Below are 15,519 nucleotides of genomic sequence, written 5' to 3' on the forward strand. Positions count from 1 at the left end.
GATTTAGCGATGGGAGATCATCATCACGGCCCCGCCAAGGGCATTTCTCGGTGGCTCTTTACCACCAACCATAAAGACATTGGAACCATGTACCTGTGGTTCTCGTTCGCCATGTTCCTGCTTGGCGGCTTTTTTGCCATGGTTATTCGTGCCGAGCTGTTCCAGCCCGGCATGCAGCTGGTAGATCCGGCATTCTTTAACCAGATGACCACCATGCACGGTCTGGTCATGGTATTCGGGGCGATTATGCCCTCCTTCGTTGGCCTGGCTAACTGGATGATCCCGATGATGATCGGGGCGCCGGACATGGCTCTGCCACGGATGAATAACTGGAGCTTCTGGATCCTGCCACCCGCATTCCTGCTGCTGGCATCGACTCTGTTCATGGAAGGCGGCGCGCCCGCTTTCGGTTGGACGTTCTACGCTCCGCTGTCGACCACTTACGCGCCGCCGTCAGTGACTATCTTCATTTTCTCAGTCCACGTACTGGGTCTGTCGTCCATTATGGGCTCGATCAACATCATCGCCACGGTGATGAACATGCGCGCGCCCGGTATGACCTACATGAAGATGCCGCTGTTCGTCTGGACCTGGTTGATCACCGCCTTCCTGCTGGTGGCGGTAATGCCGGTACTGGCCGGTGCGGTCACCATGATGTTGATGGATATCCACTTTGGCACCAGCTTCTTCTCGGCTGCCGGCGGCGGTGACCCGGTACTGTTCCAGCACGTGTTCTGGTTCTTCGGTCACCCTGAGGTATACATCATTATCCTGCCGGCCTTCGGTGTGGTTTCGCAGATTATCCCTGCGTTCTCCCGCAAGCCGCTGTTCGGTTATGACTCCATGGTGTACGCCACAGCGTCGATTGCGTTCCTGTCCTTCATCGTATGGGCGCACCACATGTATACCGTGGGTATGCCAATCGCAGGCGAGCTGTTTTTCATGTACGCCACCATGCTGATTGCGGTACCGACGGGTGTGAAGGTCTTTAACTGGATCTCCACAATGTGGCGCGGTGCACTGACCTTTGAAACCCCGATGCTGTTCTCCATCGGCTTCCTGGTATTGTTTACCATTGGTGGCTTTACCGGACTGATGTTGTCTATTGCACCGGCGGACTTCCAGTATCACGATTCCTACTTCGTGGTCGCCCACTTCCATTATGTAATGGTTGCGGGTGCGGTATTCTCCATGACCGCTGCGGTGTACTACTGGCTGCCCAAGTGGTGCGGCAAGATGTACAACGAAACCATGGGTAAGACCCACTTCTGGATTTCCTTCATCGGCTTTAACCTGACCTTCTTCCCGCAGCACTTTGTGGGTCTGGCAGGTATGCCACGTCGTATTCCGGACTACGCTCTGCAGTTTGCTGACTTCAACATGATGTCTTCCATTGGTGCCTTTATTTACGGTGCCTCGCAGATCCTGTTCCTGTACAACGTGATCGCTACTATTGTCTCCGGCAAGCCCACCTCTGAAGAGAAGGTATGGGACGGTGCGGAAGGCCTGGAGTGGACTGTGCCCACACCTGCGCCCTACCACACGTTCGAGACACCTCCCAAGATCGAAGCGTCTGCGCACTGATTGGTGGGAGTTAAGTGATCAAGGTAAGCGCCAATCCTGCCATCGATACCGTCATCAAGCTGGTGGCGGTAGCGGTGGCCATGTTTGCGTTTGTCTTTGTGGTGATGGTGCCGCTCTACGACGCGCTGTGTGATGCCCTGGGCATTAACGGCAAGACGTCCGCCCAGGCGTACACTTCGGTGGTTGCCGAGGTTGACGAGAGCCGCACCGTGACAATCCAGTTCATGGCGACCAATAACGAGGGCATGCCCTGGGAATTTGGTCCTGACGTGAACGCGATGAAGGTGCATCCTGGTGCTGTGAACGACACGGTGTTTCACGCCCGCAACCCGCTCTCTGAAGCCATGGTTGCCCAAGCGGTTCCCAGTGTCTCGCCGGCCCGTGCGGCCGAGTACTTTCACAAAACAGAGTGTTTCTGCTTTAACCAGCAGCCTCTGAACGGTGATACCGCGACTGAGATGCCACTGCAGTTCATTGTCGATCAGGATTTGCCGCGGGATATCCGCACTATCACCCTGTCGTACACAATATTTGATGTAACTGATATGGCGGGCGGCGTAGCCGCCCGTTGAGGCGCAGGTTGGGGAACCTGCGAGCTAACGGAGATATATAACGATGAGTAATCCGACCTCGACAGAGTACGAAAAGTACTATGTCCCAGAGCAGAGCAAGATGGCGGTACTCGCCACCATTGGCCTCATGCTCTCGATTTTTGGCGCCGCCAGCGTCATGAACGACAAGACCTTTGGTGACGGTATCACCAGTGGGTCCTGGTCTACACTGATCTTTGGCCTGTTCTGGTTTATGGCGGTACTGTTCGTGTGGTTCCGCACGGCAATTCGCGAAAACATCGCCGGCATGAACAGCGCCCAGCTCAAGAAATCCTATGTGATGGGGATGTTCTGGTTCATCTTTTCTGAGGTGATGTTCTTCTTCGCCTTCTTTGGTGCACTGTTTTACGTGCGCACCCTGGCGGGCCCCTGGCTGGCTGGTGAAGGTGAAGGCGGCCGTATGAACGGCCTGCTGTGGGAAGGCTTCCAGTATGCCTGGCCGATGATGGAAACACCCCAGGAAGCTGTGGGCGGTGCCGCGGTTCAGCCTTTGGCCAACAACGGTTCTTTCACCTCCGCTGGGACGTCCATGGCCTTTAGCGAAGTATCGGCCTGGTACAAGTGGCTACCGCTGTGGAACACTATTATCCTGCTGACTTCCAGCTTCACTGTGCACATGGCGCACATGGGCATTCTTGCAGGCAACAAGCGCAAGTTTAACGCCTGGCTGGGTATTACCGTTGGCCTGGCGATTATCTTCCTGTTCGTGCAGTACTACGAATACTATGAAGCCTACGCGCACTTTGGCCTGACCCTGAATTCGGGTATCTACGGATCCACGTTCTTCATGTTGACCGGTTTCCACGGCTTCCACGTGCTCATGGGTGCGACCATGCTGGCAATCCAGCTGATTCGCAGCCTGCGTGGCCACTTTACCGCGGATGACCACTTCGGTTTCGAGGCGTCCAGCTGGTACTGGCACTTTGTTGATGTGGTCTGGGTGTTCCTGTTCCTGTTTGTTTACATTCTGTAAACGACGGCGAGCAGGTTTAGCCCAGGCAACGAGACCCCCGCCCTGATGCGGGGGTCATCGTATCCGGGGCCTGATTATTGCGATGCGGGTTCTTCGGTCAAAGGCTGAGGTCCGGCATCCCAGGGATTGCGATTACCGAGTTGGCCGGTGGCAATACCGTAGATGATGACCAATAGCAGCGCGACGCCCAGAGTGAGGCGCACGCCGAGCGAATGAAAGGTGCGCTTTTTGTTTTTGTCCCCCTGATCAACCATCAGGTAGTAGAATCCACTTCCCAGGCTGGCGACCAGGGCCAGCATCAGAATGATTATTAACGCTTTTAACAATGGGGTATCTCCTAGCGTGAGCCTGCAGTATAAACCACTCCGGGAAACGGGCGCTGGCTAATGTCGGGCCGGCTGGAATTTGATTTTGAGTGGCGTATTACGCTGTTCACCCTGTTGCTGTTGCCGCTGCTGATCTCGCTGGGTTTTTGGCAAATGGACCGGGCCCAGGAAAAAGCGGCGCTGGCCCAGGCGTTTGCAGCCAAACAGGCCAGCCCCCCTGCCCCACTGACGGCAATCGATGGGCAGTCAGCCCAGGCGCTGGCCTATTTGCCGGTCAGTCTTGAAGGCAAATACCGCAACGAGTACTTCCTGCTGGATAACCGCATGCAGGCAGGCAAGTACGGCAATGAGGTACTGGCGTTGTTTGAGTTGGAAAACGGTGAGCTGGCGCTGGTTAATCGCGGCTGGGTGGCGGCCGACCCGAGCCGCCAGCGATTGCCGGAAGTCCCGCCAGCCCCGGCGGCTGTGCGCCTTACCGGCCATGTTTATGTGGCGCCGGGAACGCCGTACCTGTTGGCGGATGAGGCGCTGGCAGAGGGCTGGCCCAAGCGGATACAGGCGGTGGAGATGAACAAGATTAGCGCGGCACTGGACGGGAATGTGTTCCCCTACCCGGTGCGCATCGACGCCGGCCAGCCCGGTGCGCTGAGCGTGGACTGGCAGGTGATTAATGTCAGTCCGGAGAAACACACAGGATACGCCGTACAGTGGTTCACCATGGCCGCGGTACTGGCATTGATTTACCTGCTGCGCAGTACCAACATCTGGCAGCTGTTGCGAGGCCGCAGGAGGGCCGGCGACGACCATGAGTGAAGCACAAGACGATATCCAGCTGCGCAATAACCGGCTGGTCCTACTCACTATCATCGGCATACCGGTGACGATGATTTTGACGGGCACCTGGCTCTGGTACTTTGTGATCAACGGCAAGCTCGACCTTGTCGACGCCCTTGGCACGGCCAATATGGGTACGCTGGTCCAGCCGCCGCGGCAGTTGGACGACTACCCGCTGCTGGCCCAGAACGGTGAAGCAGGGCCCTACGCGGACCTGCCGCTGAAATGGACGTTGCTGGTGGTAAATAACGATCCTGTTTGTGACGCCACCTGTGAAAACAGCCTGTATATGACCCGCCAGATTCACATCGCCATGGGTAAAGAGCTGAATCGTATCGATCGCATGTACATTTCCGAGGTGCCGGTCGTCGAGACACAGCTGGGTGTCGCCCAGCTCAGTGACGAGCGCCCTGCCCCGGCAAGCTTTGCCGAATACCTCGAGGCGGAGCAGAAGGGGCTGACGCCGCTGGTGTTGGGTGATCGCGCCTTTGATCAGCTGTTCCCCGAGCTCGCAGCCGACCAGACCACCTGGTACCTGGTGGATCCCGCCGGTTGGGTGATGATGTCTTACACTGGGGACATTTCCTATAAGGATGTCATCTCCGATCTCAAATTTCTGCTGAAGAATTCCAATGGGTAGCAGCGCCATGGCAGACGTACAGACCACACAAGCGGCCAGCTGGCGCGACTACAAAGAGCTGACCAAGCCCAATGTCGTGCTGCTGATGATCCTCTGCTCAGCCATCGGCATGTTCATGGCGGTACCTGGCATGGTGCCCCTGGATGTGTTGATTCTGGGTAATCTGGGCATTGCCTTGTGCGCCGGCGCGGCGGCGGCAGTGAATCACCTGGTAGACCAGCGCATTGACCAGCAAATGGCGCGCACCCTAAACCGCCCGGTGGCCACCGGCAAGGTGGGCAACACCCAGGCGGCGATCTTCGCCCTGGTGATTGGCGGGCTAGGTATGGGCATCCTGTTTGTGTATATCAACGCCCTCACGGCCTGGCTGACCTTCGCGTCGCTGCTCGGCTACGCGGTGGTATACACCATGTTCCTCAAACGGGCGACGCCCCAGAATATTGTCATCGGTGGCCTGGCGGGCGCGGCCCCTCCTCTGCTTGGCTGGACAGCCGTTACGGGTGAGATCCACGGCCACGCCCTCCTCCTGGTTCTGATTATCTTCGCCTGGACCCCGCCGCATTTCTGGGCCCTGGCGATTCACCGGCGCGAGGAATATGCCAAGGTGGAAATTCCGATGTTGCCGGTCACCCATGGCGTGGCGTTCACCAAGCTGCATATCCTCCTGTACACCATTATCATGTTTCTGATCACCCTGCTGCCCTACGCCACGCGGCTGAGCGGGCCGCTTTACCTGCTGGGCGCCGTGGTGCTCGGGGGTGGTTTTCTGTATTGGGCGATTGAACTTATCAGGGACAAGAACCCCAAAGCACCTATGGAGACCTTCAAGTACTCCATCATTTACCTGATGGTGCTATTTATCATCATGCTCATCGACCATTATCTCTTTCCGGTAAGCAGCTTATGACCGACCAGACCCAACGCCGCAACATCCGCTTCACCGTGGTTGTGGTGCTCCTGTTTATTACTGTGATTGTGGCGGGCTTTGTGTACCGCATTCAGCAACCAAGGGTGATGTCCGGCACCGAAATGAAGGTAAATGGCCTTTATTTGCACGAAACTCCGCGCAACTTCGGGGAAATATCCCTAATTGACCACCATGGCGAGGTTTTTGATCGCAGCCGTTTCGAGGGTAAATGGAGCCTGGTGTTCTTCGGCTTCACCTATTGCCCGGATGTTTGCCCGACCACCATGGCGTTCCTCGATCAGTTCATGGCCCAGCTTGAGGGCACCGAAGCCGAGGATACCCAGGTGGTTATGGTGTCCGTCGATCCGGCCCGCGATACGGTGGAACAGCTGAGCCAGTATGTGCCCTACTTCAATCCCGATTTCATCGGCGTGACTGGCGAGTTTCTCGACGTACACCGCTTTGCTACCGCGCTGAACACGCCGTTCCGCAAGGTGCCCGGGCAGGACGAGAACTATCTCGTCGATCATAGTTCCAATGTGGTACTTATAAATCCGAAAGGCGATTACCACGGCTTCTTCAAAGCACCGCTGGATCAGGCCAAGATGAAAGTCACCTACCGCTCGGCACGAGTGCACTGGGATTACTAATAGAGAGTTCCATTATGGCTAACAAGCCCCCTATTGTTCTTGTCGACGGCTCGTCCTATGTATTCCGGGCGTTTCACGCCCTGCCCATGCTTACTACCTCTGCCGGGCTTAACACCGGCGCGGTGCGCGGCGTCATCAGCATGATGCGGCGCCTGCTGGTGGATTACCCTGACTCGCCGGTGGTCGCGATTTTTGATGCCAAGGGCAAAACTTTCCGCAGCGACATGTACCCTGAGTACAAGGCCAACCGGCCGCCCATGCCGGATGAACTGCGCGAACAGATCGAGCCTATTCACGCCGTGGTTAAAGCCATGGGCCTGCCATTCCTGTGCGTGGAGGGCGTTGAAGCCGATGATGTCATCGGCACACTGGCGCGCCAGGCCAGCGAGCAGGGCCGCGATGTGGTCATCTCTACCGGTGACAAGGACATGGCCCAGCTGGTGGACAAGCACGTCACCCTGGTCAACACCATGACCGAAACGGTAATGGACGAGTCGGGCGTAGAGAAAAAATTCGGTATTCCGCCCGAGTTGATCATCGATTTTCTGGCCCTGATGGGCGACAAGGTCGACAACATCCCCGGCGTGCCAGGTGTGGGCGAGAAAACCGCGCTGGGTTTGTTGCAGGGCCTGGGCAGCCTGGAGTCAATATACGCCTCTCTGGATAAGGTCGCTGAATTGTCTTTCCGCGGCGCCAAAACCATGGGCGCCAAACTCGAGGCGGAGCGCGACAACGCTTTTATGTCCTATGAACTGGCCACCATCAAGACTGATGTTGCTATGGAGCAGGGCCCTGAAGAGCTAACCAATGGCGAGCCTGACAAGGAAGCGCTGGTGGAGTGGTTTACCAAGCTGGAATTCCGGGGCTGGCTCGATGAATTACTGGGGGAGGGCGAAGCCCCTGCGCCGGTTGTTGAGCAGATTGAGGTGGACTACAACGTTGTCACCGACCAGGCCGTGCTGGATGAGTGGCTGTCGCAATTGCGCAGCGCCGAGCTGTTTGCCTTTGATACCGAGACTACGAGCCTCGACTACATGGAGGCGCGCATCGTCGGTGTATCATTTGCGGTCGACGCGGGCAGAGCGGCCTACGTGCCCCTGGCGCACGATTACCTCGGGGCGCCCGAGCAGTTGGATCGCGACGCTGTACTCGCGCAGCTGAAGCCCCTGCTGGAAGACCCCGCGGTGGCCAAGGTCGGCCAGAACCTCAAATACGACGCCAATGTGCTCGCCAACCACGATATCGAACTGCGCGGTATTGCCTACGACACCATGCTCGAATCTTATGTGCTGGATTCCACGGCAACCCGCCACGATATGGACAGCCTGGCGCTCAAATACCTGGGCCAGAAAACCATCAAGTTTGAGGACATTGCAGGGAAGGGCGCCAAGCAGTTGACCTTTAATCAGATCAAGGTGGAAGAGGCCGGTCCCTACGCCGCCGAAGACGCCGATATCACCCTGCGCCTGCACCAGGCCCTGTGGCCCAAGCTCGAAGAGCAGGCCAGCCTGGTGCCGGTATTCAAGGACATAGAACTGCCGCTGGTGCCGGTGCTGTCGCGTATTGAGCGCCAGGGAGCGCTGTTGTCATCAGACATGTTGCACCGGCAAAGCAGTGAACTGGGCGCGCGTTTGCAAGAGCTGAAAACTGAGGCCTACGGCCTGGCAGGGCAGGAATTCAATCTCGGTTCGCCCAAGCAGCTGGGTGAGATCCTGTTTGAAAAGCTCGAGTTGCCGGTCATAAAGAAAACGCCCAAGGGCGCGCCGTCTACAGCGGAGGAAGTGCTGGTCGAGCTGGCCCTGGATTACCCGCTGCCCAAGCTGCTGCTGGAATACCGTAGTCTCAGCAAGCTGAAATCCACCTACACCGACAAACTGCCGGAGATGGTCGACCCGGCCACGGGCAGGGTGCATACCTCTTACCACCAGGCAGTGGCCGCCACCGGCCGGCTGTCGTCTTCAGACCCCAACCTGCAGAACATTCCGATTCGCACGGAGGAGGGCAGGCGTATCCGCCAGGCGTTCATTGCCCCCGAAGGCTACAAGGTGGTGGCGGCGGATTACTCCCAGATTGAACTGCGCATCATGGCCCACCTGTCTGACGATCCGGGGCTGCTGAAAGCCTTCCAGGATGGGCAGGACGTGCACCGGGCAACGGCCTCGGAGGTGTTTGAAGTTGAGCTGGATGCGGTGTCGGGCGAGCAGCGCCGCAAGGCCAAAGCGATTAACTTTGGACTGATCTACGGTATGTCCGCTTTTGGACTGGCCAAGCAACTGCACTTGGGTCGCAACGAGGCCCAGCAGTATATCGACCGCTATTTCGAGCGTTATCCGGGCGTCGCCGATTACATGGACCGCACCAGGGAAGTGGCCCGCGAGCAGGGCTACGTGGAAACCTTGTTTGGCCGCCGCCTGTACCTGCCAGAGATCAACGCCCGCAACAAAATGCGCGCCCAGGCGGCTGAACGCACCGCGATTAACGCGCCTATGCAGGGCACCGCAGCAGATATCATCAAAAAAGCGATGCTATCGGTCGACCAATGGTTGGGGCAGGGCGCCGCCGATGCGCGCATGATCATGCAGGTACACGATGAACTGGTGCTGGAAGTAGCAGAGAGTCAGGTCGAAAGTGTCTGCACAGAGCTGTGCAGCCTCATGTCTGGCGCCGCAGAGCTCTCCGTACCGCTGCTGGTAGAGGCGGGCGGCGGCGATAACTGGGGCGAAGCCCACTAATCGCATTTGTTGGGCCACGGCGTTGCGGGTGCCTGACGCGGCGGTGGCTCATACTCCCGCTCCCACCGTTTGGGATCGATCCGGTAGTAGCGCTGCAACTCGGTATAGAGATCGGGCCTGACCCGTTCCAGCGCCGACGGGCGCTCGTAGAAAGCCTCGGTGGCGACCGCAAAAAACTCAGCGGGGTTGGTAGTGCCATAGCGGTCGAGCACGGTCGGCAGCCCCTGCGCCGCCCTGGCCTGCAAATCCTCGTAGTTATCGCTGAACACCTGAGCCCAGGTCTCGTGGCCGCTGCCCCCGAGGGGCGGTGCGCCATTGGTGGCGCCGGAAAGACCGTCCAGCTGGTGGGCAAATTCGTGCAGTACCACGTTGTGGCCATCGTGAAAGTCCCGTCCGCCGGACGTCACATCATCCCAGGACAGAATCACCTTGCCGTTGGACCAGGACTCGCCGAGCAGATGGTGGTCGCCGTGGCTGACGGTGCCGTCTTCCTGTCGCTGCTCGCGCTGTGCCACAAACGCGCTGGGATACACGAGCACGGACATTAAACCGGGGTAAACCTGCCAGCCGCGGCCCACCAACAGCAGGCAGGCCTGACCGGCTATCGTCAGGCGGATCTCGTCGGTCATCTCCAGACCGCCGCAGCCGTAGAAATCTTTCTTGGCCAGAAAGAGCTGGATAAGTTCTTCCAGGCGGGTTTGCTCGCGGGGCTCAAGCGCTTGATAAACGGGCACATTCTTCACAAGAATAGCGCGCCATTCGGGCGCGAAAGGCCGTCTGCGAATGAGCTTGTCGCGCCAGAAGGTCTGGTACAGAAACAGGCCGAAACCGGCGGCGACGATGAGCAGAAAGATGGTTGTGGCCATAAAGCGAAAAATTTTCTTCCGGTGACTGAACTCCTGCCAATCTGCCCGGTCTTACTTTCCGTAGCAAGTGCTACATCCCTACGAAGAGTTTCCCCAAGACTCTTCGCGAGCAAAGTCTCTTTCCCCAGAGACGCTAGGTGTCCCGGTCGCCTCTTCCCCTGGAGGCAACCGGGTTTTTTTGTCCTTCAGTTTTTAGGTTGGCTATACCCGTCGGTGTGACACTCGCTTATGCCCATTGGAGACCGCTGCAAGGCCATCCGTGGCTCCCGACGATCTCCAATGGGCATAACCGAGCGCCACCCCCGTTTGTGTTGCAAGATACTTAAGCGGCTTGGCGCTGGTGGACCAATTGTCTGTATGCTGGGTGGGAATGTGAGCAACCAAAGCTGCTTGATCTGGGTGCCGGGACGGATTGTGGGGAAATAACTTTCGCCTGAAAATCGTCGGGAGGCATGGATGCCGGACGCTGAAGCGACCACATGGATGTGCTTGTAGCGCTTTTCAGGTGGAAGTTATTTCCCCGCAATCCTTGCTAGTCGAAACCACTACCGAAACCCAGCCTCAAACAGACTCGATCTCGTCGTCCTCAAAGATTCCCATATCGGTGAGCCAGTGATCGAGGACCGCCCGCAACTCCTCATGGCCCGTATGCTTCAGCGCCGAGAACAATTGCACGCTGACCAGCTCCTCGTGCTCCTTGAGCTGCTTACGCACCGAGAGCAGGCTGTTGTTGGCCGGACCCTTTTTGAGTTTGTCGGCTTTGGTGAGCAGAATGTGTACCGGCATCTGGGCGGCGAGGGCCCAGTCGAGCATTTGCTGGTCGAAAGGCTGTAGCGGGTGGCGGACGTCCATGAGCAAAATCATGCCGCGCAGGGACTGGCGCTTGGCCAGGTAGCTCTCCAGTTGCTTGGTCCATTCCTTCTTAACCGCGACAGGAACCTTGGCAAAACCGTAACCAGGCAGGTCGACCAGGCGCTGGTCGGGGGTGAGCTCGAAGAAATTGATTAGCTGGGTGCGGCCCGGAGTCTTGGAGGTTTTGGCGAGCTTCTTGTTGTTCGTTAAGCTATTGATTGCACTGGATTTTCCTGCATTTGAACGGCCCGCGAACGCCACTTCCCAGCCCTCGTCTTCCGGGCACTGGTGCAGTTTGGCCGCACTGGTCAGGAACTGAGCCTGGCGGTAGTCCGGGGCCTTCGGAGCGTCGATTGGGTCCGGGTCAGTCATTGTGCGGTATTGCCTTTGTCGGTGTGGGTATCTCGTATATAATGCCACAGCTTTTTTCGCCTGTTATTAAAAGCTTGCGGTGCCAGCTCAGCACCGGAACCAAATGCGAGGTATCTCATGAAAAAGTTTTTTGCCGCTGCCCTTATGGTCTGTGCCACTGGTGCTTACGCCGATGTCGATATGGACAAGTACAATAAGAGTTGTGCCGTATGCCACGCGACGGGCGCCGCGAACGCGCCCAAGACGGGTGATGCGGCGGCCTGGGAGCCCCGTCTGGCCAAGGGTATGGATGTACTGGTGGCCTCGGTTGGCACTGGCCTGAACGCAATGCCCCCCAAAGGTATGTGCTTCGACTGCTCCGATGAAGATTACAAGGCGCTGATCGAGTACATGGCCAAGCCCGCACAATAAGCAGGCACAAATAGACTCACACTGGAATGAACATGAAGAAAGTAGTAATCCTGGCCAGCCTGATCCTGGGCTGGACTCAAGTAGCCTCCGCCCAGAGTGGCGATGCCGCCGCGGGTAAGGACATGACCACCATGTGCGCCGCCTGTCACGGTGCCGACGGTAATAGTGCTGCAGCGACGTTCCCCAAGCTTGCGGGCTTGGGTGAGAAGTACCTGTTGAAGCAGTTGAAAGATATTCGCGATGGCGCTCGTCCGATTCCCACCATGGTGGGCCAGGTCGACGACAAGTCTGATCAGGAGCTGGCCGACATCGCCGCGTTCTACGCCAGCCAGCCCCGCTCCGGCGGCCAGGCTGATCCTGAGCTGATTGCACTGGGCGCAAAGGTTTACCGTTCCGGTGTTGCCGAACGGAATGTTGCCGCCTGTACCGCATGCCACTCGCCCAACGGCAAGGGTAATGCGCCCGCGGGCTTCCCCGCGCTGGCAGGCCAGCACGCTGACTACATTGCCGCACAGCTGAAGGCGTATCGTCTTGGTTACGAAGATGATTCCGGTCGTACTAACGACGGCGAAACCAAGATCATGCGCACCACAGCCTTCGGTTTGTCCGACAAGGAAATCGAAGCGGTATCCAGCTACATTTCCGGTCTCAAGTAAGCGCCGTGAATTGAGAAAAGGTGGCAATTTGCCACCTTTTTTTGTTTTCCGGCGAACGCCCCGTCGGGATGCCTGTCATAACAGGTCAACGAATAAGGAGATCACTATGTTTAAACGCGCTGCACTGCTGCTCACTCTGATGATGGCGCCGCTGCTGGCCTGTGCCCAGGAAAACTGGGAAGAGGGCAAGCACTACACCCTGATTGAGCCCGCGATTCGCACCGCCACGCCCGGCAAAATCGAAGTCGCTGAATTCTTCTGGTACGGCTGCGGTCACTGCTACACGTTCGAGCCGATGATTGGTCAGTGGAAGAAAACCATGGCCGACGACGTGGGCTTCCGCGGAATCCCCGCCCAGTGGGGTGGTTCCATGGAACTGCACGCGAAAGCTTACTACACAGCCGAAGCACTTGGCGTCGGTGAGACCATGCACCCGATGATCTTCCAGGCCATGAATGTCGATCGCAAGCGCTTGGCCAGCGAAGCTGAAATTGCCGACTTGTTTGTGGCCAACGGTGTTTCCGCCGACGACTTTAACAAGGCCTTCAGCTCCTTCGGTATTAACAGCCAGGTGCGCCAGGCCGCGTCCACTGCCCGCGGTGCCAAGGTCTCTGGCACGCCGTCAATGATGGTGGCCGGCAAATACCTGATCTCCGCTCGCACAGCCGGCAGCAATGCCAACATGCTGAAAGTGGTTGATTACCTGGTCGAGAAAGAGCGCGCCGCCAGCGGCTCCTGATCGCACTGACAGTGGTAATAAAAACCCGGCAAGTGCCGGGTTTTTTATGGGTGGCGATTACTGCCGGGGGCCGCACCCGGCGTCATGGGCTATATCTGCAACCACTCTGGTACGGGCAGGCCTTTGTTTTCCAGGTACACGGGATTAAACAGCTTGCTCTGATAGCGCGTGCCGTAGTCGCACAGAATGGTGACAATAGTGTGGCCGGGGCCGAGTTCTTCGGCCAGCTTCACAGCGCCGGCAATGTTAATTGCCGACGAGCCCCCCAGGCACAATCCCTCGTGCTGCAACAGGTTGTATGCGTAGGGCAGGGCGTCCTCATCTCTGATGTGGTAGGCGTGGTCGACCTGGGCGGCGGCTAGGTTATCGGTGATGTGGTTGATACCAATCCCTTCGATAATCGAGTTGCCTTCGGATTTCTCCAGCCGGCCTTTGGCAAAGTGGTTGTACAGGGACGCACCGCAGGGGTCGACGATGCCGATAGCCACCCCTGGGTTGTGTGATTTCAAAGCGCTGGAGACGCCTGCCAGGGTGCCGCCGGTGCCCACGCTGCACACGAAGCCGTCGACCCTGCCCTCGGTTTGGGTCCAGATCTCCTGGCCGGTGGTTGCTTCGTGGATAGCCATATTGGCGGGGTTGTCGAACTGGCGCGCCCAGATGGCGCCGTGCTCTTCCTTGCCGGCCAGCTTGTCAGCCAGGCGAGCGGCGGTGTGCACGTAGTGTTTATCGTCGTCATAGGAGGCGGCGGGCACGAGGTGGAGGTCGGCCCCGAGCAATTCCAGGGAGTCGATCTTTTCCTTGGATTGGGTAATGGGCATGACCACCGTGCTCTTATAGCCCAGCGCATTGGCCACCAGGGTCAGGCCGATACCGGTGTTGCCGGCGGTTCCTTCCACAATCCGTCCGCCGGGCTGGAGATCGCCAGCTTTCTCAGCGGCGCGAATAATCCCCAGGGCCGTGCGGTCCTTGACCGAACCTCCCGGATTCAGGAATTCGGCTTTGCCCAGGATGGTGCAGCCGGTTTGTTCGGAAACCTGGCGCAGATGCAGCAGTGGTGTATTGCCAATAAGTTGGGTGACGTCGGGGGCGGTGAGCACGGTTTACCTCCAGAAAGCAGAGCGCAAAGTATGCCACAGCCCATTGGGAGGGTCAGGCGTCGCGCGCGACCACCCGGCTCAGTACCAGGCAGGCAAAAGTGCAGCCGAACATGGCCATGAGCATTGGCTGGGCACTGTCGGTCAGGACCTGGCCAACCAGTGCCGCTGACAGGCCCGACAACCCCATCTGGATAAAGCCCAGGAGTGACGACGCGGTGCCGGCCATGTGCGGGTAGGGCGCGAGGGCAATAGCGAGGGCATGGGGATACACCAGGCCCATGCCCACCGCATAAATGGCCATGGGTAGCATCAGTACCGCCACGCTGTCGGGACGCAGGCTTCCACCCAGCCACATCAGGCCGGCGGCTGCGGTGCACAAGGTGGCGCCACGCATTAGCATCTGGTGTGAGTCCAGGCGGCTGGCGAGGCGGGCGCTGAGGCCACTGCCGCCCATATAGCCTACCACTGTGGTGAGGAAGATAAATCCGAAATACTGGACCGGCACGCCGAGCAGTTCCATGTACACATAGCTGGACGACGACAAATAGGCCATCAAGCCGGCGTACACCAGGCCACTGGCCAGCACCACAGACATGAAGCGAACATCCATGCAAAGCTGGCCGTAGTTACCCAGAATATTCAGCGGATGCAGGCTTTGCTGCTCTGGCAGTGATTCAGGCAGGAAGGTCTGCAGCAATACAATCATGGCCAGCGCATAAGCTGCGAGAACGATAAAAATGATGGGCCAGGGCAGCACCAGCAACAGAAAGCCACCCAGTAGCGGTGCGATGGCCGGGCCCAGCGCCATGAGCATGGCGATCAGTGACAGCGCCCGGGCGGCGCGGCGTGGTCCGAATAGGTCCCGGGTCACCGTGCGCGCGAGCGTTGGGCCAACACAGGCGCCCACGCCCTGTAAAAAGCGGTAGATCAGCAGTTCGCCGACGGTGTCTGACTGAGCACAACCGAGGCAGGCGACAACGAACAGAGCAGTACCGGCGGTGAGAATCGGCTTGCGGCCAAAGCGGTCTGCCAGAGGGCCACAGGCCAGGTGGAAAATGGCATAGCCCGCCAGATAGGTGCTGATGCTCAGGTGCATGGCGCTGATGTCTGTACCGAGAGCGCGCATCATGCTGGGCATGGCGGGCAGGTACATATCCACGCTGAGTGGGCCCAGCGCCACGATGGCTGCGAGCAGGCCCAGCAGCCAGGGGGAGTCGGTACTTAGGTGTCGGGCGCTCATGGGCGAGGGAGGTTAGCCCAGCACTCCCC

General features: G+C 58.4%; 16 protein-coding genes. 11 read left to right on the forward strand and 5 right to left on the reverse strand.

Features of this window, described 5'->3' with window-relative positions; all coding sequences use genetic code 11:
• The first annotated feature begins 9 nt into the window (after positions 1–9).
• From ctaD to A3709_RS08535, 3 genes are read left to right on the forward strand one after another with little or no spacing between them, the layout of a single operon-like run.
• Positions 10–1,584: a cytochrome c oxidase subunit I gene (gene ctaD / locus A3709_RS08525; RefSeq protein WP_066053021.1), complete on the forward strand. Its 1,575-nt coding sequence runs from the start codon at positions 10–12 to the stop codon at positions 1,582–1,584.
• 14 nt (positions 1,585–1,598) lie between these two features.
• Positions 1,599–2,156, forward strand: a complete 558-nt coding sequence (locus A3709_RS08530) for a cytochrome c oxidase assembly protein (protein WP_066053024.1) — start codon at positions 1,599–1,601, stop codon at positions 2,154–2,156.
• 43 nt (positions 2,157–2,199) lie between these two features.
• On the forward strand, positions 2,200–3,168 hold the full coding sequence (locus A3709_RS08535; protein ID WP_066053027.1) for a cytochrome c oxidase subunit 3: 969 nt from the start codon (positions 2,200–2,202) through the stop codon (positions 3,166–3,168).
• 74 nt (positions 3,169–3,242) lie between these two features.
• Here the strand turns inward: A3709_RS08535 and A3709_RS08540 are convergent, their stop codons facing one another.
• On the reverse strand, positions 3,243–3,494 hold the full coding sequence (locus A3709_RS08540; RefSeq protein ID WP_082849996.1) for a DUF2909 domain-containing protein: 252 nt from the start codon (positions 3,492–3,494) through the stop codon (positions 3,243–3,245).
• Positions 3,495–3,554: 60 nt separating this feature from the next.
• On the opposite strand from A3709_RS08540, the gene A3709_RS08545 reads away from it, so the two are divergent.
• From A3709_RS08545 to polA, 5 genes are read left to right on the forward strand one after another with little or no spacing between them, the layout of a single operon-like run.
• A complete protein-coding gene (locus A3709_RS08545; protein ID WP_066053034.1) occupies positions 3,555–4,307 on the forward strand; it encodes an SURF1 family protein in 753 nt (250 codons plus the stop codon).
• Positions 4,300–4,968 (forward strand): hypothetical protein, encoded by a 669-nt coding sequence (locus A3709_RS08550; protein ID WP_066053037.1) that lies wholly within the window; start codon positions 4,300–4,302, stop codon positions 4,966–4,968. The genes A3709_RS08545 and A3709_RS08550 overlap by 8 nt, the downstream gene beginning before the upstream one ends.
• 7 nt (positions 4,969–4,975) lie before the next feature.
• A complete protein-coding gene (gene cyoE, locus A3709_RS08555) occupies positions 4,976–5,875 on the forward strand; it encodes a heme o synthase (RefSeq protein WP_066053897.1) in 900 nt (299 codons plus the stop codon).
• A complete protein-coding gene (locus tag A3709_RS08560) occupies positions 5,872–6,525 on the forward strand; it encodes an SCO family protein (RefSeq protein ID WP_066053039.1) in 654 nt (217 codons plus the stop codon). Before cyoE ends, A3709_RS08560 begins: the two co-directional genes overlap by 4 nt.
• A gap of 14 nt (positions 6,526–6,539) precedes the next feature.
• Positions 6,540–9,257, forward strand: coding sequence for a DNA polymerase I (gene polA / locus A3709_RS08565; protein ID WP_066053041.1), 2,718 nt, complete (start codon positions 6,540–6,542; stop codon positions 9,255–9,257).
• Here the strand turns inward: polA and A3709_RS08570 are convergent.
• Both A3709_RS08570 and yihA read right to left on the reverse strand, forming a co-directional pair.
• Entirely contained in the window at positions 9,254–10,123 is an 870-nt protein-coding gene (locus tag A3709_RS08570; RefSeq protein WP_066053045.1) for a zinc-dependent peptidase, read from the reverse strand. The genes polA and A3709_RS08570 overlap by 4 nt on opposite strands.
• 561 nt (positions 10,124–10,684) lie before the next feature.
• Positions 10,685–11,347, reverse strand: a complete 663-nt coding sequence (gene yihA, locus A3709_RS08575) for a ribosome biogenesis GTP-binding protein YihA/YsxC (protein WP_066053048.1) — start codon at positions 11,345–11,347, stop codon at positions 10,685–10,687.
• Positions 11,348–11,464: 117 nt separating this feature from the next.
• On the opposite strand from yihA, the gene A3709_RS08580 reads away from it, so the two are divergent.
• The 3 genes from A3709_RS08580 (at position 11,465) to A3709_RS08590 (ending at position 13,153) form a co-directional block, all read left to right on the forward strand.
• On the forward strand, positions 11,465–11,758 hold the full coding sequence (locus A3709_RS08580) for a cytochrome c5 family protein (RefSeq protein ID WP_066053051.1): 294 nt from the start codon (positions 11,465–11,467) through the stop codon (positions 11,756–11,758).
• A gap of 32 nt (positions 11,759–11,790) precedes the next feature.
• Positions 11,791–12,414 carry a cytochrome c gene (locus tag A3709_RS08585; protein ID WP_066053055.1) on the forward strand — a complete coding sequence of 208 codons (624 nt, stop codon included), beginning with the start codon at positions 11,791–11,793 and terminating at the stop codon, positions 12,412–12,414.
• Between the two features lie 106 nt (positions 12,415–12,520).
• Complete coding sequence (locus A3709_RS08590; protein ID WP_066053058.1) at positions 12,521–13,153, forward strand: thiol:disulfide interchange protein DsbA/DsbL; 633 nt, start codon at positions 12,521–12,523, stop codon at positions 13,151–13,153.
• Positions 13,154–13,242: 89 nt separating this feature from the next.
• On the opposite strand, the gene A3709_RS08595 is transcribed toward A3709_RS08590, so the two are convergent.
• Positions 13,243–14,250 carry a cysteine synthase A gene (locus A3709_RS08595; protein ID WP_066053062.1) on the reverse strand — a complete coding sequence of 336 codons (1,008 nt, stop codon included), beginning with the start codon at positions 14,248–14,250 and terminating at the stop codon, positions 13,243–13,245.
• Between the two features lie 52 nt (positions 14,251–14,302).
• The gene (locus tag A3709_RS08600; protein ID WP_066053065.1) at positions 14,303–15,490 is read right to left on the reverse strand and encodes a multidrug effflux MFS transporter; all 1,188 of its coding nucleotides are present in this window, start codon (positions 15,488–15,490) and stop codon (positions 14,303–14,305) included.
• Positions 15,491–15,519: the final 29 nt, after the last annotated feature.

The sequence above is a fragment of the Halioglobus sp. HI00S01 genome, assembly GCF_001635445.1.
Lineage (GTDB): Bacteria > Pseudomonadota > Gammaproteobacteria > Pseudomonadales > Halieaceae > Halioglobus > Halioglobus japonicus.